We start from the raw sequence: 20,608 nt of genomic DNA, 5'->3' as shown, positions 1-20,608 counted from the left end.
AAACAGCAGCCTTTTTCACCAGGCCAGTTGGGCGATCTCCTCCGCGACGACGGCGCAGGCGTCCGCGGCCGGGTCGATCAGCGGGAAGTGGCCGACCTCCTCCAGCAGGGTCAGCCCCACCGTCTCGCCGGCCTTGGCCGCGGCGTCGACATACGCCTCGCTGACCGCCTGCGGCACCACGATGTCGGTACGGCCCTGGACCACGACGGTCGCGATACCGGTGGGCAGCAGCACCGCGGGATCGGTGTGCGCGGCCCGCTGCTCGTACTCGCCCTCCGCGCCGAGGAGTTGGCGCACCGCACCGCCGCACACATCGAGCCCCACGGCGTGCGCGAAGTCGGCGATCGGGGCGAGTGCGACGACACCGCGCAGCGCGGGCGGCGTGTGCAGCCGCCAGGGCGAGCCGACCGGGAGCACATGCCGGGCCGCCGCCCAGAGCGCGAGATGTCCGCCGGCCGAATGCCCGGTGACGACCATGCGCCGCGGATCGGCCTGCGGAAGGGCACGCCGCGCCAGACCGGGCAGGGCGTCCATCGCGGCAGCCACGTCGTCGAACGTGTCCGGCCACCGCCCGGCGACAGGCCCGGTCCCGCGCTGCTGCGGAATCTCGCGCCCGCGGCGGTACTCGACGTTGGCGACGGCGAGCCCCCGGCGGGCGAGGAAGTCCGCGAACGGCGTCACATGCTGCCGGTCGTACGGCGCTCGCCACGCCCCGCCGTGCAGCAGCACGACGAGCGGCACGCTGGCCTGCCCGCCGCGGGGCGCGTAGAAGTCGACGATCTGATCGGGGTGGTCCCCGTAGGCGACGGAGGCGTCCGGCGCGACGGCAGGATGCGAGAAGGCCGACTCTTCCTCGGCGGCGTCACGGGCGACGGGGTCCGGCATGTGTTGCTCCAACAGTCCCGCGGGGGTTGCGTATTCAACCTGACCAGCGCGGACGCTACCAGGCCGGTGGGGGCGCCACCGCCCGTCGGGCGGTGACCCGCCCTCCCTCTGCGGCCGGACGGCCGCGGAGGAAGGGCGGGCAGGGAACAGCCCGGCTCGCGCAGGGCACCCGCGCGTCAGCCGGCCAGCACCTCCGACAGCACCCGCGCCGCCCGTTCCGCGTCCCCGAAGCCCACGTACAACGGCGTGAAGCCGAAGCGCAGCACGTCGGGGCGGCGCAGGTCGCCGATCACCCCACGGCTGATCAACTCCCCCATCACCCGCGGGGCGTCCTCGCACCGCAGCGCGACCTGACTGCCCCGCTCCGCGTGCGCGGAAGGGGTCAGCGAGGTCACCGAGCCGGGCGGGGCGTATGCCGACACGCACTCCAGGAAGAAGTCCGTGAGCGCCAGGCTCTTCGCCCGGACCGCGTCGATCGCGATGCCGTCCCAGACGTCCAGCGACGCCTCCAGCGCCAGCATCGACAGGATGTCGGGGGTGCCCACCCGGCCGCGTGTCGCGCCCGACGCCGGCGCGTAGCCGAGCGTCATCGCGAACGGGTCCGTGTGCGAGTTCCAGCCGGGCAGCGGCGAGTCGAACGCGGCCTGGTGGCGCTCGGCGACGTACAGATACGCCGGTGAACCGGGTCCGCCGTTCAGATACTTGTAGGTGCAGCCGACCGCCAGGTCCACACCGTGCTCGTCCAGGCCGACCGGCAGAGCGCCCGCGCTGTGGCACAGGTCCCAGACCGCGAGCGCGCCCGCGTCATGGACGGCGGCCGTCAGCGCCGGCAGGTCGTGCAGCCGGCCGGAGCGGTAGTCGACGTGGTTGACCAGCGCCACCGCCGTCCGGGGACCGAGCGCGGCAGGCAGATCGGCGGGGTCCACCATCACGAGCTGCTTGCCTGTCATCCGGGCCGCCGACTCGGCGATGTACCCGTCCGTGGGGAACGTGGTGGCGTCCGCGAGCACGTCCGTGCGCGACGGATCGTCCACCAGCCGCACCGCGCCGACGACCGCCTTGAGAACGTTGACGCTTGTGGAGTCGCCGACCACGATCTGCCCCGGAGCCGCGCCCACGAGGGGCGCGATCCGGTCGCCTGTCCGCTCCGGCGCCGTCCACCAGCCGCTCTCGTCCCAGGACCGGATCCGCAGCTCGCCCCACTGGCGCGTCACCACATCGGCGACGCGCGCGGGCACATGTGCGGGCAGTGCGCCGAGCGAATTGCCGTCGAGGTAGATCGATTCGTCGAGGGCGAACAGCTTCCGCGCACCGGCCAGTTCGTCTGCGGCGTCCAGCGCCACGGCCTTCTCGGCCAGGGACTCAGACATGGCTGCGCGCCGTCCACAGCTCGGGGAAAACGTTCTTGCGGGCCCGCTTCTCCAGCCAGGAGACACCGGCCGAGCCACCCGTGCCGACCTTCGAGCCCATGGCCCGCCGGGTCGCGACCAGATGGTCGTTGCGCCATCGCCACACCAGCTCGCCGACATCCGTCAGCGCCTCGGCCAGCCGCACCAGCTCGGTGTCCGGCTCGTTGACGTCCTGAGCGCTGTACAGCGCGGCCCACGCCTTCTCGACCTCGTCGGACGGCTCGTACTTCTGCGACAGGTCCCGCTGCAGCACGTCCTCGGGGATCGCGAAGCCGCGGCGCGCGAGCAGTCGCAGCACCTCGTCGTACAGGCTCGGCTCGTGGAGCGCCTTCTCCAGTTCCGCGTGCACCCGCGGCGCACCGCGGTGCGGCACCAGCATCGAGGCCGACTTCTCGCCGAGCAGGAACTCCATCCGCCGGTACATCGCCGACTGGAAGCCGGAGCCCTCTCCGAGGGCGCTGCGGTACGCGTTGAACTGGGCCGGGGTGAGGTTGGCGAGCGGCCGCCAGGACGCGTTCAGCGCCTCCAGCTCGCGTGCCGACCGCTTGAGGGCATCCATCGCGACCGGGATGCGGTCCTCCCGCAGGGCGCGGGTCGCGGTCTCCCACTCGTGGACGACGACGGTGAACCACAGCTCCATCACCTGGGTGGTGACCAGGAAGACCATCTCTCCGGGGTCGTCCGAAAGAGGGTGCTGGAGGTGGGTGAGGACGTCCGCCTGGACGTAGTCCTCGTACGGAGTGGTGCCCGCGAAGTCCAGATTCGGGGCGGCGTCATGTGACATCGCTGTCTCCTCGACGATCCGGGTAGCGGTCCGCCCCTTCCTGTCCGGTGTGGGCCCCGGTCCCCAACGGCATCATAAAACGATGCTCACGCCGGCGGGCCGGTGAGATACGTCCCCTTCTCGTCGTACGGCCAGGCATTGGACCGACAGCCGTTCAGGCCCTTGATCTGCTGCATCATCACCGGCGCGGGCCGCCCGGGGCCCGGGCAGCCCATGTGCTCGCGGATGCCGATCTCGTGTCCGACCTCGTGGTTGATGATCAGATGCCGGTACTCGGCGGGCGTGCCCGCGAAGGTCGGCGAGCCCAGGAGCCAGCGCCGCAGATTGACGACGACGCCCTCGGTCGTCTCACAGTTCAGCTCGCCGCGGGTGTTCAGTCCCTGGGCGAGGCACAGCCGGTCGGCGGTGGCGGGGGTGGCTATCCGGATGACGAAGTCGGCATCGGACGAGACGAGTTGAAAACGGCCGCGGCCGTGGGCGGCCCAGCCCCGCGGGTGGGCGAGTATCGCCTCGATCTCGGCGGCCGCCTGCCGGGCGGACACGTCGATGCCGTCCTCGACCTCGACGCTGTAGCGGCGCAGCACGCCGGTGCCGGCCGCCGCGCCGGAGGACCGGGCGGCGCTGAAGGTCCCGTCACCGGACGCGGGCACGGAGGGCGGCCTGCTCGGGGGCGGGGACGCCTTGGGCGACGCGGATACGGTGACGCGCGGCGAGACGGAGCGGGAGGCGGAAGGGGAGGCGGAGGCGGACGGCTCGGGGGCCGGTCCGGTCGACGCCTCGGGGGACTTCAGCGGCTCGGCCGGCTGCGCCCCGGCGCCGGCCACGAAGGTACCGGCCTCGCCACCGCGCCAGTGCGCGAGTGCGGCGCCACCGCCGAGGGACAGGGTTCCTACGAGGGCGCCGACCACGAGGACCGGGACAGTCCTGCGGCGTCCCGCCCGATCACGGCCACGGCTGCGCCCACGGCCGCCGGCGGCGGCGCGCTTGCCCACGACAGACCTCTCCCCTGGTTCGGGCCGGTGTTGGGGGAGAGGGAAGGGCCTCTGCACCGGCCGGCGACAACGGCTGCACTCGTGTAAATCGACAGCGCGTGCGATCGTACCCGGCCAAAGGCCCCCGCCCGTGCAAAGGACAGGGGCCTGCGGCGCGTGTCACATCCCGGACGGGCACGTGGATTTACCCGGTCCGGTCGGTCGGGGGACCGAGGCCACGGCGCGGGCCGGGGAGCGAGAAGGCCCAGGGAGCGAGGAGGCCGGAGCCTCAGCCCAAGGTGTCCGCCGCGGTCTCGGACGAGTCGCGCAGGAACGTCGTGCAGCGCTCGTACTCGCCCTGCTCACCGATCGCCTGCGCGGCGCGGGCAAGGGCGTGCAGGGCCCGCAGGAAGCCGCGGTTGGGCTCGTGCTCCCAGGGCACCGGGCCGTGCCCCTTCCAGCCGCTGCGGCGCAGGGAATCGAGGCCGCGGTGGTAACCGGTGCGGGCGTACGCGTAGGACTCGACGACGCTGCCGTTCTCGTACGCGTCGTCCGCGAGCCGGGCCCAGGCCAGCGAACTGGTCGGGTACTTCGCCGCGACGTCGGCGGGAGCCGTCCCGCTCGCGAGCAGCTCACGCGGCTCGACCTCGTCGGGCAGATGGGTCGGGGGCGGTCCCCCGAGCAGGTTTTCGTGGATGGACATGCCTCAAGTGTCACAGGTCGCGCGCCCCCGCGTGGGGCCGGTCCCGTACCCGCAGGGCACGGCCGCCCGGACCAAAGGCCCTAGGAACGCTGCGCGGGGCCCGGACTCTCCAGCGGCGGTGCGGCGACCCCGCAGTTGACCCTGCACGCCGGGTGGCAGTGGTCCTCCGCCGCCCCGTCCGCCGGGGTGCGGACCGTCGTCCAGGCGACCAGCGCACCCAGCACCAGCACCCCCGCACACATCGGGATCGCCCGCCGGAACGTCTCCCCGAACTCCTCCGCCGAGCGGTAAGCCTCCGGGCCCATGCCCGCGAGCAGCGGCAGCGCCGCGACCGCGAGCAGGCCCGCCGCACGGGCGGCCGCGTTGTTGACCCCGCTCGCGATCCCGGCCCGCGCGGTGTCCACGGACGCCAGCACAGTCGCCGTCAGCGGCGCGACCAGGGCCACCATGCCCATGCCCAACACGAGCAGCGCGGGCAGCACGTCCAGGACGTACGAGGCGTCCTCGCCCACCCGGAGCATCATCAGCATCCCGCCCGCGCACAGCAGTGGTCCGACGGTCAGCGGGATGCGCGGCCCGATCCGCTGCCCGAGCGCGCCCGACTTCGCGGACAGCAGGAGCATGAGCAGGGTCGTCGGCAGCAGCGCCGTACCAGCGCCGAGGGCCGAGTAGCCGACGACCACCTGGAGCTGCAGTGCGACGAGGAAGAAGAACCCGCCGAAGGCGGCGTACACGCACAGCGTCACCGCGTTCACCGCGGTGAACAGGCGCACCCGGAACAGCGACAGCGGCAGCATCGGCTCGGCCCGCCGGTGCTCGACAAGGACGAAGGCGACCCCGGTCGCGGCCCCCAGGAGACCGGCCCACCACGCGGCGTCGATCAGCGCGTAGGTGACGAGGCCGAGCGCGGCCGCGCCGAGCACCGCGCCCAGGACGTCGAAGCGGCCCGTCGCCTGCGGGTCACGGGACTCCGGGACGTGCCGCAGCGCCACCGGCACACAGAGGACGGCCAGCGGCACGTTCAGCAGGAACACCCAGCGCCAGCCGGGCCCGTCCACCAGCCATCCGCCGACGAACGGTCCGATCGCCGCGCCGACACCGCCCATCCCCGACCACAGCCCGACCGCGCGGGCTCGGTCGTCGGGGTGGAAGCTCGCCTGGATCAGCGCGAGCGAACCGGGGGTGAGCAGGGCGCCGCCGATTCCCTGCAGCGCACGGGCGGCAATCAGCACGCCGCTGTTGGGCGCGATTCCGCACAGCAGCGAGCCGAGGGCGAACCACACGACGCCGAGCACGAAGATCCGACGCCGGCCGTAGCGGTCGCCGAGCGCGCCGCCGAGCAGGATGAGCCCGGCGAGCGTGAGCATGTACGCGTTGACCGTCCACTGCAGGACGGCCAGATCGGCGTCAAGGTCCTCGCCCATGCGGGGCAGAGCTACGTTGACGACGGTGGAGTCCAGCATTGCCATGCCGGAGCCGAGAACGGTCGTCAGAACCACCCAGCGGCCGGTGGCCGAGGACAGCCGGATGACACCTGGGCGGCGGTCGGCGCCGGAGTCGTCCCGGGATCGGGCCCGTTCGGCCGTGCCGTCGACCCTCTTGTCGCGCTCGTCGTCCGGGCGGTCGGCCATAAGGGGATCATCCCAGCGACGACGTGTCCGGACGAGTCGGAGACGCCGACGGACCCCTCCCCACAACAGCGCGGGCCCGGCACCCCCGCGAAGGGATGCCGGGCCCGCCGCCCGTGCCTGTACTTACTTGATCTTGGTGCCGGTGGAGCGCAGGGCGCCACAGGCCTCGACGACACGGGTGGCCATGCCGGCCTCGGCCAGCTTGCCCCACGTGCGCGGGTCGTAGGTCTTCTTGGAGCCGACCTCGCCGTCGACCTTCAGGACGCCGTCGTAGTTCTTGAACATGTGGTCCGCGACGGGACGCGTGAAGGCGTACTGGGTGTCGGTGTCGAGGTTCATCTTCACGACGCCGTTCTCCAGCGCGGTGGCGATCTCCTCGGCGGTCGAGCCCGAACCACCGTGGAAGACGAAGTCGAACGGGGAGGTCTTGCCGTACTTCTCGCCGACACCCTGCTGCAGGTCCTTCAGCAGCTCGGGACGGAGCACGACGTTGCCCGGCTTGTAGACGCCGTGCACGTTGCCGAACGAGGCGGCCAGCAGGTAGCGGCCCTTCTCGCCCAGGCCGAGGGCCTCCGCGGTGCGCAGCGCGTCGTCGACCGTGGTGTACAGCTCGTCGTTGATCTCGTGCGAGACGCCGTCCTCCTCGCCGCCGGTCGGGGTGATCTCGACCTCGAGGATGATCTTGGCGGCGGCGGCAAGCGCCAGCAGCTCCTGACCGATGGCCAGGTTGTCGGCGAGGTTCTCGGCCGAGCCGTCCCACATGTGGGACTGGAACAGCGGGTTGCGGCCGGCCTTCACCCGCTCGGCGGAGATGTCGAGCAGCGGGCGGACGTAGCCGTCCAGCTTGTCCTTCGGGCAGTGGTCGGTGTGCAGCGCGACGGTGACGTCGTACTTCGCGGCGACGATGTGCGCGAACTCGGCCAGGGCGACGGCGCCGGTGACCATGTCCTTGCTGTGCTGGCCACCCAGGAACTCGGCACCGCCGGTGGAAATCTGGATGATGCCGTCGCTCTCGGCCTCCGCGAAGCCACGCAGGGCAGCGTGCAGGGTCTGGGACGAGGTCACGTTGATGGCCGGGTAGGCAAACTTTCCTGCCTTCGCCCGGTCGAGCATCTCGTTGTAGACCTCGGGAGTCGCGATGGGCATGTGTCCGCTCCTTGTGATGTGCGGGTAGTGGTGCTGGCCCTGACCTGGGGGCGACGTCATCGTCGCGGCCCATCTTTCCAGACTCTCGGCCCGGCTCCACAGTGCCCGTCTTGCCTGCATGCGGCAGGGGCGTCCTGTTTCACGTGAAACAGCACGCCCCTTGACGTATCCGCAGGTCAGGCCATGATCAGGCGAGCCCGAGCTCCTCGAGCGAGTACGCGTTGACGTACGGCAGACCCGCTTCGGCGATCTTGGGCGCGGCGCCACGCTCGACGATCACCGCGACGGCGACGACCACACCGCCGGCTTCGCGCACCGCCTCGACCGCGGTCAGCGGGGAACCGCCGGTGGTGGAGACGTCCTCGACGACCAGGCAGCGGCGGCCCTTCACGTCCGTGCCCTCGATACGGCGCTGCATACCGTGCGCCTTGCCGGCCTTGCGGACGACGTACGCGTCGAGCCGCCGACCGCGCGCGGCGGAGGCGTGCAGCATCGATGTGGCCACCGGGTCGGCGCCCAGCGTCAGTCCGCCGACGCAGTCGTAGTCGAGGTCGGCCGTGGCGTCGAGCATGACCTGGCCGACCATCGGCGCGGCCTCGCCGTCGAGCGTGATCCGGCGCAGGTCGATGTACCAGTCGGCCTCAATGCCCGAGGAGAGGGTCACCTTGCCGTGCACCACGGCCTTGTCCTTGATCTGCTGCAACAGCTCAGCACGCACGTCAGTCATGCCCGCCAGCTTAGAGCCGCTGCCCGCCCGTGGACGCCGTCGGCTCAGAGCCGTCGCCAGGTCCAGGTGGTCGCGATCTCCAGCGGTTCGATGGGAGTGACCAGTTCGGGATGGGTGTTGAGGCCGTTCGGGGGACCCGATTGCGGCTCCACACAGACCGCCTCGGCCTGCTCGTCGTAGATCACGACCCACTCGGCGCGGCTCGCGACCGTCAGCTCCAGCTGCCCCGGCCAGGTCAGGGTGACCAGGACGCCGTCCGGCATACCGAAGCAGTCGTCCCACGGCCCGGACACCGGATCGATACGCCGTCCGGTCGGCAGATGGTCCTCACCGCGCTCCTCCTGCCAGGCGGGGGTGAAGTCGATCCGCACGTCCTCGCCGCCGCCCGTATTGCGGAGGAACCACGGGTGCCAGCCGGCCTGGGCCGGGAACGACGTCCCGTACGTCTCGACGCCCAGCGCAACGGTCAGCGAATCCTCCGTCAGCTCGAACGTCTGCGTGACCCGCCCGGTGTACGGCCAGGGCTCGGCGAGGTCGTACGTGCAGGCCGCTTCGCGCTCCCCTGCCTTGACGGTGCGCCAGGCGTTGTCGCGCCCGGTGCCATGGATGGCGTGCGGCGCTGCGTTGAGCGGGAGTTGATGCACGACGTCCCCGTTGCGGAACCGGCCGTCCTTCGTGCGGCCGCACCAGGGGACCATGGGGAACGCGCCGTACCGATCGCCCTGCCGCAGCAGTTCGGTGCCGCCGACGCGCAGGCTCCCGATGCGGCAGCCGTTCTCCGGATGCACGGTCAACTCGACGTCCCCGGCGGTGAGCCGGATGCTCTCTTCGCTACTCACACGACGACATTAGAGCCTTTGCCTACCTTCGGCGGCGCAGCGCCCGGCCGAGGACGACGGCCGAGGCGAGGACGAACGCCGCCGCAGGGGCGACCCATCGCAGGGTGTCGCCGTTACCGGCTCCCTCCGCCGCGGGGGTGGGCGCGTAGCGGCCGCGCGGCGGCGCGTGGTCCACCTCCTCGGCGCTGCGGCCGATCATCGTCCGGCGGGCGTGCGCGGCCTCGGCTGCAGGTTCCGCCGGCATGTCCGAGAGCTCAGGCGGGCCGTCGGGGTCGCCCAGCCCCTCGACGTCGCTGGCGTCGCCGACCTCGTCCACATCGTCCGCCTCGTCGAGGTCGTCGAACGCGTCCTCGGCATCGGGGCCGAGGGACGGCGGCGGCACGGGCGCGTCGAAGACGGAGGGCGCGCTGTCGTCGGAGACACGGGCATCGGACGCGGACGGGGCGGTGTCGGCGGACGGAGCGGTGTCGGCGGCTTCGGCGGACGGAGTGGTGTCGGCGGCTTCGGCGGCCTGGGCGGGGGCGGGAGCGTCGTCCCGCTCCACGGAGGCCGTGCCGGCCGCATCGGGAACGTCGGCCGCGTCCGCCGCGCGGCCCGCGTCCGCCGCACGGCCCGCGTCGGCACCGTCCGCCGCCCGGCCCGCGTCGGCAGCGTCGTCGAACGCCGCGGCCGCAAGTGCTTCGGCGAAGCGGTCCAGCAGTCGGTGCCCCGTCAGCATCCGTGTGTCGGCAGCGATGTCCGCCAGGCGCCCCTCCACCATCGACGAGCCGCTGAACGTCAGCGTCGTGCCGCCGTCGGTCGGTTCCGGTCGGATCGTCAGCGTGATCTTCACCGAGCCGCCGCCGCGTGCCTCCACGCCCTCGCCCTCGATGCCGAAGACACGCGCCTGCTCCACCAGACGCAGGGCGCCTCGGTAGGTGATCGTGTGGCTGCCGACACGGACCTTGAGTCTTCCGGACAGCGGCCCGGCGGCCGCGTCCGCGTCCCGTTGGAGCCCCGGCACGCAGCGGGCGACCCGGGCGGGGTCCCGCAGCGCCTGTCGGAGGGTCTCAGCCGGAACCGGTACGAACACCTCATGCTCCATAGGAGCCGAGCCTACTCAGAGAGACCCCTCACGTCTGCCTTTCGTACGCCGTGCGGTCCGGCCGGACGCACCAGTGCCCCTCAGTGGGAGTAGCGCGGACGCACCAGCGTCGACGGCTCCAGCTCCGCCGGCCGGGCGCGCTCGGCCGCGTGTCCGTACGCGTCGAGCGAGCCCGCGAGCGGCGACCGCAGCCGCGGGGCGCCGTCGTCCAGCCCGAGGGGCGGGGCACCCTCCACCGCACCGAGCAGGAACCCCCAGTCGTTCGCAGCCGCCGCACTGCCCGGGAAGCGGTCGGCTCCGCTGCTCCCGGCGCCTGTGCCGCCCTCGCGGTACGCGGCGGTCGCATAGCCGGCGGACCGCAATGTCGCGTCGACCGTCCAGTACGTGCGCGGCCTGGCGGCCGCGGGCCCCGCGTGGACGACGAGCCGGCCGCCCGGCGCGAGGACCCGCCGGGTGAGGCCGTAGAACTCCTGGGAGTACAGCTTGGTGCTCGCCGTGATTCCCGGGTCGGGCAGGTCGGAGACGATCACGTCGTAGCGACCGCGGTGTGCCTCGCGGCGCAGCCAGGAGAAGGCGTCCCCCGCGACGGTGCGGAGCCGCGGGTCGTCGTGGACGCGGCCGTTCAGCGCGGTGAGCGCCGGGTCCGTGCGGGCCAGCCGGACCAGGCCCTCGTCCAGGTCGACGACGGTCACCGAGGCGACGTCCCCGTACTTCAGCACCTCGCGTGCGGCGAGGCCGTCGCCACCGCCGAGGATCAGCACCCGCGCGTGCGGCCCGTTCATCGCCGGGTGGACGAGTGCCTCGTGGTAGCGGTGCTCGTCCCGGCCGCGCACCTTCAGCCGCCCGTCGATGAAGAGATCGGGCGCCTCGGACGGCCTGCCCGTGAGCACGACCTCCTGCACACCGGTGTGCAGGGCGACCCGCACATGGTCGCCGTAGATCGCCCGCCGGGCGGCCTGCTCGAAGTCGCCGACGAGCGCGGTCGCGAGGGCGAGAAGGGCGAGCACCACGCCATTGAGGACGAGCAGCCGCACGCGCCAGCGCGCCGTCATGTCCCAGCGGAAAAGCCACAGCACGAGCGCCCCGCCCGCGACCGCGTTGACGGCTCCGGTCACCAGCGCGCCCGTCAGCTCGCCGAACCAGGGCAGCAGCAGGAACGGGAACGCGAGCCCGCCGACGAGCGCGCCCACGTAGTCGGCGGCGAACAGATCGGCGACCGTGCCGTCCGCGTCCCTTCGCGAGATGCGCTGGATCAGGGACATCAGCAGGGGTATCTCCGCACCGATGAGCACGCCGATGGCCAGCGAGAACACGACGAGGACGACTCGGGAACCGCCCATCCAGGCGAAGGCCGCGTACAGCGCCATCGCCGAGCTGCCGCCGACGAGCGCGAGCAACGCCTCCAGCACTCCGAAGCCGATGGCGGCGTGACAGCGCAGCCGTTTGGCGAGCAGTGAACCGACGCCCATCGCGAAGACCATGACGGACAGCACGACGGACGCCTGGGTGACGGAGTCGCCGGTCAGGTACGAGGCGAGGGCGACCAGTTCCAGTTCGTACACGAGTCCGCAGGCGGCGCAGATGAAGACCGCGGCCAGGACGAGGAAGCGGCCGGCCTCGGGACGCACGGGCAGCAGCACCACATCCGGCGGCGGAGACGTCCGGGGCCGGTCGATCATCCGGGTAACGCTACGTCACGAACGGCCGACGCCATGTCGCCCATACGAGTTGACTACAGCGAGGCAGGCTGGGGGCGCCGCTCCGCGCCCCGAGCCCCCTGGGGCAGTACGCCGACCCGCGTGCGGGTGACGACGAGCCGTCCCTCCTGGGGATACGCGTGCCAGGTGCGCCACCGCACCTGGCCGTCGCCGCGCTGGGCGAGCATCGCGGTGAAGGCGTGCGGGGAACCGGGGAAGGTGCCGGCGAGGCCGTCGGGATGGTCGGCCACGAGTGCGAGCAACTCCTGCGCCCGTCCGGCGAAAGACTGGCGCGACAGTGTCTCCACCCGTGCGGCGAACTCGTACTCCCAGTTCCCGAGCCGCTTGGCCACGCCCAGCGGCAGCGGCGTACTGCTGCCCGGGATGCAGGCGACGGTCTCCGAACAGGAACCCTGTTCCTGTTCGAGCAGCACCTGGTGGGACGCGCCGAGCAGCCGCATTTGGAGCCTTGCCCCGGACAGTTCGAGATCGAGCACGGCCAGTGCGGGCAGCGGCTCCCGGCCGAGAGCCCAGGCGAGGTCGTCGGCACGGGTGTCGGTGTAGGCGGTATCGATGATCGTGAGCATGGGTCGGCTCCGCAAGCGCGCTTCGGCGGGGTGGACACGTGGACCAGGCGCCCCGGAAACGGGGCGCACGACTTGGGGGGTGGCCTGCTCGGGTCCGCTGGAAATCCGAGGGCTGGATGGAACCGTCAGGTTCCTCAACGAGGGAATCACGAACTAAGCGGCGTCCACAGTGTTTTTACCCAAGTTGGCATGGTTTCCATCCCCTAGGGGGCCCACCGGTTCATCTGTTCAACGAAGAACAGTCGTCGGGGGCACGAAGGACGGTCCACCAACAGAAAGGCACCCGGCGGGAGTTCTCCCACCGGGCACCTTCACCTGCCGCGGACCAGCTGCCCCGTGTCAGCTGCCTCCGCCACAACCGCCCCCACCACCGCAGGACGAGGAGCTGCTCCCGCACGATGAGGATCCTCCGCAGGACGAGGAGCTGCCCCCGTCACCGGCCCACCAGCTGCCGCTGCCGCTGCCACCACCCGCTCCGCTGCGGTGCCCCCTGCCGGCCCTGGACCTGCTCCTGCCGATCGATGCCACCACCGCGACGACCGCGAAGAACACCAGGCCGATGAGAAGAATCTCGAAAATCCCTGCACCGAACATGCCGATCACCGTCTTCCTCGTTCCCCCGAAGCGAGCCCCCGCGACGCTGCGCGACCGCTTCCTGCTGGACGCCTCGTTGCGTGACAAGGAAATGCCCTCGCGCCCACGGACCCAAAGCAGACTTGAGCAAGTCCAGAGGTTCGGCCCAGGATGGCGACCATGACAGGACCCGAAGCGGGAGCACGACCGCTGCTGAACCGCAGGCTGGCCGAGTTCGGCACCACGATCTTCGCCGAGATGTCCGCGCTCGCCGCGCGGACCGGATCGATCAACCTCGGCCAGGGCTTCCCCGACACCGACGGCCCCGAGGAGGTCAGGGAGGCGGCGGTCCGGGCGCTGCGCGACGGCCGCGGCAACCAGTACCCGCCGGGCCCCGGCGTCCCCGAGCTGCGCACGGCCGTCGCGGAGCACCAGCTCGCCCGCTACGGCCTCGCGCACGATCCGGACACCGAGGTCCTGGTCACCGCCGGGGCGACCGAGGCGATCGCCGCCTCCCTGCTCGCGCTCGTGGAGCCGGGCGACGAGGTGATCGCTCTGGAGCCGTACTACGACTCGTACGCTGCCTGTATCGCGATGGCAGGCGGGGTGCGCGTACCGGTGACCCTGCGTCCCCACGAGGGCGCCTACCGCCTCGACCTCGACGAACTGCGCGACGCGGTCACCAGCCGCACGCGGCTGATCCTGCTCAACACCCCGCACAACCCGACCGGCACGGTGCTGTCCCGCGACGAGCTCGCCGCGATCGCGGCGCTCGCCGTCGAGCGCGATCTGCTGGTGATCACCGACGAGGTGTACGAGCATCTGGTCTTCGACGGGGAGCATGTGCCGCTGGCGTCGTTCCCGGGCATGCGGGAGCGTACGGTCACGATCTCGAGCGCCGGAAAGACATTTTCGTTCACGGGCTGGAAGGTCGGCTGGGTGACGGCGGCTCCCGCCCTGGTGAGCGCGGTCCGCTCGGCGAAGCAGTTCCTGACCTACGTCTCGGCGGGCCCCTTCCAGTACGCGGTCGCCGAGGCCCTGCGGCTCCCGGAAACGTACTTCGAGAATCTGCGCGCCGACCTGCGGGCCAAGCGCGACCTGCTGAGCGAGGGACTCGCGGCGGCCGGCTTCACGGTGTACCGCCCGGCCGGCACGTACTTCGTGACCACGGACATCCGCCCGCTCGGCGAGAGCGACGGCTTCGCCTTCTGCCGTGCGCTGCCGGAGCGCTGCGGGGTGGTCGCGATTCCGAACGCGGTCTTCTACGACCACCGGGCGCAGGGCGCGCCGTTCGTGCGGTTCGCGTTCTGCAAGAGGGCCGAGGTGCTGGCCGACGCGGTCGGACGGCTCAAGTCCCTGGCGTCCTGAACGACACGAAGGCCCGGCGGGGGACACCCCCACCGGGCCTTGTCGGCGCGGGACACGTCAGGCGTCGTCGGCCGGCTTCTCGTCGGCGTTCTCGTCGGCCTTCTCCAGGTCGAACTGCTCCACGATGAAGCGGTCGAACTCGATCGACGCGCGCACCCAGCTGACCGTGGACGACACGAAGTGCTCCAGGCTGACGCCGGTGCCGATCAGCATCTGCGCCTCGCCGATGAGGCGGAGCGACGGCTCGGCGCCCTCCTCGTCGTCGTGCAGGTGCGTGTAGACCTTGGGCCACAGGGTGCGGCGGTTCCAGTCGTCGATCGCGTCGAGGATCTTGGCCTTGTCCTCGACGGCGTGCGGCCGGTCGTAGAAGGTCCGCACCGAGAAGACCTGCTGCTCGTTCTCGCCGCGGAACATGAAGTACGTGCGGAATTCCTCCCACGGCGCCGCAAGGTCGCCCTCGTCGTCGACGACGTACTTCAGCTCCATCTGCTCGAGGAGCTGCTTGACGAGGTCCTGGTCGGGAACGACGGGGCCCGCCGGTCCTGCGGCCTGAGGCTGGGGCTGGCCCCCGAAGTTCGGAATCGAGGACGGATCGATGGTCACCGTGTATTTCCCTTCGTACGGTTCCTGCCATCCTCCCCCATCCCGGCGGGGCCGTGGCAAGCCCTGCCACCGGCGATCCGCTGCGAGCTGACAAGGTTCCGGCCGTACCGGCCCGCCCACGCCCGGACCCGGCCCCGGTACGCCACCGGGCCCGGGTCCGGGCGTTCGGGTCAGAGCGTCTTCGCCGGGCCCTGCCCGCCCTCGTCGGCGCCTTCCGTGGCGACGGTTTCCGTGGCTGCGCCTTCCGTGGCGGCACCGACGATCAGGCCGTCCCCGAAGCGGTCCACCCGGACCGTGTCGCCGTCCTTGACCTCTCCGGCGAGGATCTCCTTCGCAAGGCGGTCGCCGATCGCCGTCTGGATCAGCCGGCGCAGCGGCCGCGCGCCGTACGCGGGATCGTTGCCCTCGTCGGCGAGCCAGGCCAGGGCCCCCGGCGTGACGTCCAGCGTCAGGCGGCGGTCCGCCAGCCGCTTCGCCAGACGGCCGATCTGGAGCTCCGCGATGCGCGCCAGCTCGTCCTCGGACAGGGCCGAGAAGACCACCAGGTCGTCGAGGCGGTTGAGGAACTCCGGCTTGAAGGAGGCCCGCACCACTTCCAGCACCTGCTGCTTCTTCTCCTCCGCGCCGGTCAGCGGCTCGACCAGGTACTGGCTGCCCAGGTTGGAGGTCAGGATCAGGATGGTGTTGCGGAAGTCCACCGTCCGGCCCTGGCCGTCGGTGAGCCGCCCGTCGTCGAGAACCTGCAGCAGGATGTCGAAGACCTCGGGGTGCGCCTTCTCCACCTCGTCCAGCAGCACCACGCTGTACGGCCTGCGGCGCACGGCCTCGGTGAGCTGGCCGCCCTCCTCGTAGCCGACGTAGCCGGGCGGTGCGCCGACCAGGCGGGCGACGGTGTGCTTCTCGCCGTACTCGCTCATGTCGATGCGGACCATTGCCCGCTCGTCGTCGAAGAGGAAGTCCGCGAGGGCCTTCGCCAGCTCGGTCTTGCCGACACCGGTGGGGCCGAGGAAGAGGAAGGAACCGGTGGGCCGGTCGGGGTCGGCGATGCCGGCCCGGGTGCGCCGGACCGCGTCGGAGACCGCCTGCACGGCCTCGGACTGCCCGATCAGCCGCCTGCCCAGTTCCTGCTCCATGCGCAGCAGTTTCTGTGTCTCGCCCTCCAGCAGCCGGCCCGCCGGGATCCCGGTCCAGGAGCCGACCACGTCCGCGATGTCGTCCGGGCCGACCTCCTCCTTGACCATGGTGTCCTTCGACGCCTCCTGCTCGGCCTCCGCGGCCTCCTCCAGCTCGCGCTCCAGGCCGGGGATCTCGCCGTAGAGCAGCTTGGAGGCGGTGTCGAAGTCGCCGTCGCGCTGGGCGCGCTCCGCCTGGCCGCGCAGGTCGTCGAGGCGTTCCTTCAGCTCACCGACGCGGTTGAGGCCCTGCTTCTCCTTCTCCCAGCGGGCGGTCAGGCCGCGCAGGTCCTCCTCCTTGTCGGCGAGGTCGCGGCGCAGCTTCTCCAGGCGCTGCTTGGAGGCGGGATCGGACTCGTTCTTGAGCGCCAGCTCCTCCATGCGCAGCCGGTCGACCGCGCGCTGCAGTTCGTCGATCTCGACGGGCGAGGAGTCGATCTCCATACGCAGCCGGGACGCGGCCTCGTCGACGAGGTCGATGGCCTTGTCGGGCAGGAAACGAGAGGTGATGTACCGGTCGGAGAGGGTGGCCGCGGCCACCAGCGCGGAGTCGTTGATCTGCACCTTGTGGTGGGCCTCGTAGCGGCCCTTGAGCCCGCGCAGGATGGCGACGGTGTCCTCGACCGTCGGCTCGGCGACCAGCACCTGCTGGAAGCGGCGCTCCAGGGCGGCGTCCTTCTCGATCCGCTCGCGGTACTCGTCGAGCGTGGTCGCGCCGACCATCCGCAGTTCGCCGCGGGCCAGCATCGGCTTGAGCATGTTGCCCGCGTCCATCGCCGAGTCGCCGCCGGCGCCCGCGCCGACGACGGTGTGCAGCTCGTCGATGAAGGTGATGATCTGGCCGTCGCTGTCCTTGATCTCGGACAGGACGGTCTTCAGCCGCTCCTCGAACTCACCGCGGTACTTCGCGCCCGCGACCATGGCGCCGAGGTCGAGCGCGACGAGCCGCTTGTTGCGCAGCGACTCGGGGACGTCGCCCTTGACGATGCGCTGGGCGAGCCCCTCGACGACGGCGGTCTTGCCGACGCCGGGCTCGCCGATGAGCACGGGGTTGTTCTTCGTGCGCCGCGACAGCACCTGGACGACGCGGCGGATCTCCTGGTCCCGGCCGATGACCGGGTCGAGCTTGCCCTCGCGGGCGGCCGCGGTGAAGTCCGTGCCGAACTTCTCCAGCGCCTTGTACTGACCCTCGGGGTCGGGTGTGGTCACCCGGCGCCCTCCTCTTGCCTTCTCGAACGCGTCCAGCAGCTTTTTCGCCGTGGCTCCCTGACCGTCGAGCACCTCACCGCTCGGTCCGCCCTTGTCGGCGATGCCGATGAGGAGATGCTCGGTGGAGACATAGTCGTCGCCCAGCTCCTTGGCCCGCCGGTCGGCGTTCGCGATGACGGCCAGCAGCTCCCGGTTGGGGGCGGGCGGCGCGACGGTGGAGCCGGTGACGCTGGGCAGCGAGGCGAGGATCCGTTCGGCCCCGGAGCGCACGGCGGCCTGGTCGGCGTCGACGGCGGCCAGGAGGTCGGTGATGTTCTCGTTCTCCCGGCCCGCCAGGAGCGCGAGCAGCAGATGTGCCGGGGTCAGATCGGCGTGGCCGTCCTGCACGGCCCGGTTGCTCGCCGCGTTGATCGCGTCACGGCTCTTGTTGGTCAGCTCGGCGTCCACGTGCGCTTCTCCTCCTTGCTGATGGGCTCTTCCCCAACACTGACTCAGTCAGCGTGCACAAAGTTGAGTCTATTCCACTCAGGGTGTGCCTCGGGCGAAACGCGGAGGTAGTTTCCGCCCCATGGCCATCGACCCACGCAACCCCGACCCGTCATATCTCAGCTTCTGGCGCGACTATCACATGTGCACGCTGACGACACCGCGCCCGGACGGCACTCCGCACGTGGTGGCGGTGGGGGTGACGTACGACCCCGAGGGCGGGGCGCGCGGGCTGGCCCGGGTGATCACCAACAAGCACAGCCGCAAGGTCGCCAACGTCCTGGCCGCCGGCCCGGAGGGCGCACGGGTGGCGGTCTGCCAGGTGGACAAGGGCCGCTGGGCGACGCTGGAGGGCGTGGCGACGATCCGCACGGAGGCCGAGACGGTCGCCGACGCGGTGAGCCGCTACGCGGACCGCTACGGCCGCACCCCGACGCCTAATCCGGACCGGGTCGTCATCGAGATCGCGCTCACCAGGGCGATGGGCAGGGCGTAGCACCCGGCGGGCCCGGACTGTGTCCGGGCAGCACAACGGCGCCATCGTGTTTCAGGTCCACGATGGCGCCGTTGTGTGGGGGAAGCACCTGAGCGATTTGAAACGACGGGGGAATCGCTCAGGCACTGCGGGGGGTGGCGGTGGTGTCGGACTCGACGAGCTGGTGATCACGCGCGTCGAGATTGACAAAAATCATGCCGTACCTGATGGCACAGCGAACTGGCTGCGGCGCACCTCGCGGCCGACGAAGGCACCGGTAAGCACGGACGTCCTCGTCCTCCTCGCGGGCGACGACGATCGGCTCGCCGAACAGGGTGACCATCAACGAGTCGCCACGGTGCGGGATCGCCGTGACGAGGTCGATGAAGTGCCACCCGGAGCGGTAAGCGGTCGCCATCTCGCGTCGGAAGACCCTGTCGTCCGGGGGGATGGTCATGCGTCTGAACCCGTCTTCGAAGGGCGCGAATCTGCACGAGACGGCGCGATGTCCCAACCGATGTCCCCGCCCGCCATTGTGCTGGTGGCGGTAGCCATCCCTGCCGGTGCGGTGTCCCACCCGATGTCACCGGCGGCTACCCCGCCGTAGATCACAGCCGCGGAGAAGGTCGTGACAAGCACCGAGCGAAGCATTCTCCTGTACATACTCAGCTTCGTCCTCACTTGATGGATTCCTCTCCCCCGCCCTTTCGACGATGCCTCACCCAAGGACACGAATGCCACAGAACCGATGCATCATGTTCTTGCACGTTCAGGACCCTGGGGGGTGGAGATTTGAGCATAGAAAACACAAAACGGGCGCATCCCCATGGCGTAACCGATATGTGCGAGGCGGGAAGACGTCTTTACGCCAGTGCGCTGCGCTCGGGCCGCGTGACCCGCGCCGAAGCGGCGGTCGCTCCCTGCCTGATGGACTTCGCACTTCTGCACCCGGATCCTGACGACCCGGACTGGCTTCGTCCCGTTCCACCGTCTGCAGCTCTCGCGCAGCGCCTCCAACCCATCGAGCGAGAGATCCAGGAGCGGCGGCATCTCACCGTCGAACTGACCGACTCGTTCGAGCCGTTCATGAATATCAGTGCGCAGGACCCTTCGACGACGCACGCCATCACTGTGCTGGAGGGCGTCAGTCGCATCAACGCGGCGCTCGACCTGGCGACCATGGAATGCCACACGGAAGTCCTGACCGTCCAACCCGGCGGGGGACGCAGCGAACACGTGCTGAGCGAGGCGCTGGAGCGCGGGAAGGCCGTTGTCGAACGCGGCATCAGCATCCGCACGTTGTATCAGCACACGGTGCGGCACAGTCAGGGCACCCTCGCCTATGCCGAGCGACTCGCCGAGGGCAAAGTCGAGATCCGCACGCTCGAAGAACTGATCGAGCGCTTGATCATCTTCGACCGTACCGTGGCGTACATCCCTGCCCGCTCGGACCGCCGGATCGCATTGGAGCTGCGCCACCCCGGCTTGGTGGACTACCTGGCCCAAGTCTTTGAACAGCTCTGGCGGCGTGCCACCCCGCTCACCGAGCAGTTGCCTTACTCGCCCTCTTCCAACGGCGTTACAGGTGTACAGCGCTCGATCGCAAGGCTCCTCGTCGAGGGTCAGGTCGACGAAGCGATCGCCCGACGACTGGGCATGAACGTCCGTACGTGTCGAGCCCATATCGCCAAGCTGAACGCCACGTTGGGAAGCGGAAGTCGTGCGCAACTCGGGTACCTCATCGCACAGTCGGGGATCCTGGACGAGAAAGACTGAGTGCCCGCGACCCGTACATCACTCGATGCCTGCGAGAGGGCGCGGTTACTACCGCCATCTTGCTGCACTGCATCAAGTGGAGCCGGGGTGCCCGGGCGTGTCGAGCACCCCGGACCGGGCGATGCACACCCCAAGCTGTACCCGGCTCGTGGACCCGAAGGCCTCCTGCAAGAAGGGCCACGTGCTTGCGGCACGTCCGCACACTGATCCCCAGACGACGGGCCACGACCTCGTCGGTGTGCCCCTCCGCCAGCAGCCGCGCGATCGAATGCTGGCGCTCCGAGACGCCCGTCGAGGCCGGCATCGGCGCAGCACCGTACATCGGCAATGCTCGGTGCCAGAACCACTCGAAGACGGATGCCAGATGGGCGATCAAGGCTGGCTGCCTCAGCTCCAGGGCGACGTGCCGGTCGCTGCTCGCCGGGATGAACGCGATGGAGCGGTCGAACAGGAGCATGCGTTCCGGGAGGTCGTTCAGGGTCC

Annotated in this window: 18 protein-coding genes; 3 read left to right on the top strand and 15 right to left on the bottom strand. The window is 70.8% G+C overall.

Going from position 1 to position 20,608, the window contains the following annotated elements:
- Positions 1-15: 15 nt before the first annotated feature.
- From AC067Z_RS36050 to AC067Z_RS35995, 12 genes are all read right to left on the bottom strand, one after another.
- Entirely contained in the window at positions 16-885 is an 870-nt protein-coding gene (locus AC067Z_RS36050) for an alpha/beta hydrolase (protein ID WP_478793868.1), read from the bottom strand.
- 176 nt (positions 886-1,061) lie between these two features.
- Positions 1,062-2,255 (bottom strand): kynureninase, encoded by a 1,194-nt coding sequence (gene kynU / locus AC067Z_RS36045; RefSeq protein WP_478793867.1) that lies wholly within the window; start codon positions 2,253-2,255, stop codon positions 1,062-1,064.
- Complete coding sequence (locus AC067Z_RS36040; protein ID WP_478793866.1) at positions 2,248-3,078, bottom strand: tryptophan 2,3-dioxygenase family protein; 831 nt, start codon at positions 3,076-3,078, stop codon at positions 2,248-2,250. Before AC067Z_RS36040 ends, kynU begins: the two co-directional genes overlap by 8 nt.
- An 86-nt stretch (positions 3,079-3,164) precedes the next feature.
- Positions 3,165-4,070, bottom strand: coding sequence for a DUF3152 domain-containing protein (locus AC067Z_RS36035; protein WP_478793865.1), 906 nt, complete (start codon positions 4,068-4,070; stop codon positions 3,165-3,167).
- 268 nt (positions 4,071-4,338) lie between these two features.
- A complete protein-coding gene (locus AC067Z_RS36030; protein WP_478793864.1) occupies positions 4,339-4,752 on the bottom strand; it encodes a DUF3151 domain-containing protein in 414 nt (137 codons plus the stop codon).
- Positions 4,753-4,832: 80 nt separating this feature from the next.
- The gene (locus AC067Z_RS36025) at positions 4,833-6,383 is read right to left on the bottom strand and encodes an MFS transporter (RefSeq protein ID WP_478793863.1); all 1,551 of its coding nucleotides are present in this window, start codon (positions 6,381-6,383) and stop codon (positions 4,833-4,835) included.
- Positions 6,384-6,506: 123 nt separating this feature from the next.
- Positions 6,507-7,529, bottom strand: a complete 1,023-nt coding sequence (gene fbaA, locus AC067Z_RS36020; protein ID WP_478793862.1) for a class II fructose-bisphosphate aldolase — start codon at positions 7,527-7,529, stop codon at positions 6,507-6,509.
- A gap of 187 nt (positions 7,530-7,716) precedes the next feature.
- The gene (gene pyrE / locus AC067Z_RS36015) at positions 7,717-8,256 is read right to left on the bottom strand and encodes an orotate phosphoribosyltransferase (RefSeq protein WP_478793861.1); all 540 of its coding nucleotides are present in this window, start codon (positions 8,254-8,256) and stop codon (positions 7,717-7,719) included.
- A 44-nt stretch (positions 8,257-8,300) separates the two neighbouring features.
- Positions 8,301-9,095: an aldose epimerase family protein gene (locus tag AC067Z_RS36010; protein ID WP_478793860.1), complete on the bottom strand. Its 795-nt coding sequence runs from the start codon at positions 9,093-9,095 to the stop codon at positions 8,301-8,303.
- A gap of 22 nt (positions 9,096-9,117) precedes the next feature.
- On the bottom strand, positions 9,118-10,179 hold the full coding sequence (locus AC067Z_RS36005) for an SRPBCC domain-containing protein (RefSeq protein WP_478793859.1): 1,062 nt from the start codon (positions 10,177-10,179) through the stop codon (positions 9,118-9,120).
- Positions 10,180-10,259: 80 nt separating this feature from the next.
- The gene (locus AC067Z_RS36000) at positions 10,260-11,858 is read right to left on the bottom strand and encodes a polyamine aminopropyltransferase (protein WP_478793858.1); all 1,599 of its coding nucleotides are present in this window, start codon (positions 11,856-11,858) and stop codon (positions 10,260-10,262) included.
- A 53-nt stretch (positions 11,859-11,911) separates the two neighbouring features.
- On the bottom strand, positions 11,912-12,463 hold the full coding sequence (locus tag AC067Z_RS35995) for a DUF2617 family protein (RefSeq protein WP_478793857.1): 552 nt from the start codon (positions 12,461-12,463) through the stop codon (positions 11,912-11,914).
- A 753-nt stretch (positions 12,464-13,216) separates the two neighbouring features.
- On the opposite strand from AC067Z_RS35995, the gene AC067Z_RS35990 reads away from it, so the two are divergent.
- A complete protein-coding gene (locus AC067Z_RS35990) occupies positions 13,217-14,404 on the top strand; it encodes a pyridoxal phosphate-dependent aminotransferase (protein ID WP_478793856.1) in 1,188 nt (395 codons plus the stop codon).
- Positions 14,405-14,461: 57 nt separating this feature from the next.
- Here AC067Z_RS35990 and AC067Z_RS35985 read toward each other — a convergent pair whose 3' ends face one another.
- Both AC067Z_RS35985 and clpB read right to left on the bottom strand, forming a co-directional pair.
- On the bottom strand, positions 14,462-15,007 hold the full coding sequence (locus tag AC067Z_RS35985) for a YbjN domain-containing protein (RefSeq protein WP_478793855.1): 546 nt from the start codon (positions 15,005-15,007) through the stop codon (positions 14,462-14,464).
- A 170-nt stretch (positions 15,008-15,177) separates the two neighbouring features.
- Positions 15,178-17,835: an ATP-dependent chaperone ClpB gene (clpB, locus tag AC067Z_RS35980; RefSeq protein ID WP_478793854.1), complete on the bottom strand. Its 2,658-nt coding sequence runs from the start codon at positions 17,833-17,835 to the stop codon at positions 15,178-15,180.
- A 121-nt stretch (positions 17,836-17,956) separates the two neighbouring features.
- Here clpB and AC067Z_RS35975 point away from each other — a divergent pair, with 121 nt between their 5' ends.
- On the top strand, positions 17,957-18,370 hold the full coding sequence (locus AC067Z_RS35975; protein ID WP_478793853.1) for a pyridoxamine 5'-phosphate oxidase family protein: 414 nt from the start codon (positions 17,957-17,959) through the stop codon (positions 18,368-18,370).
- Between the two features lie 118 nt (positions 18,371-18,488).
- Here the strand turns inward: AC067Z_RS35975 and AC067Z_RS35970 are convergent, their stop codons facing one another.
- The gene (locus AC067Z_RS35970) at positions 18,489-18,806 is read right to left on the bottom strand and encodes a Rieske (2Fe-2S) protein (protein ID WP_147987356.1); all 318 of its coding nucleotides are present in this window, start codon (positions 18,804-18,806) and stop codon (positions 18,489-18,491) included.
- A 383-nt stretch (positions 18,807-19,189) separates the two neighbouring features.
- On the opposite strand from AC067Z_RS35970, the gene AC067Z_RS35965 reads away from it, so the two are divergent.
- Positions 19,190-20,125: a helix-turn-helix transcriptional regulator gene (locus AC067Z_RS35965; protein WP_478793890.1), complete on the top strand. Its 936-nt coding sequence runs from the start codon at positions 19,190-19,192 to the stop codon at positions 20,123-20,125.
- The last annotated feature ends 483 nt before the right edge of the window (positions 20,126-20,608 follow it).

The organism is Streptomyces sp. NPDC043812, assembly GCF_056436245.1.
Note: the sequence above shows the minus strand (reverse complement) of the source record. Positions and strands in the feature narration are given on the sequence as shown.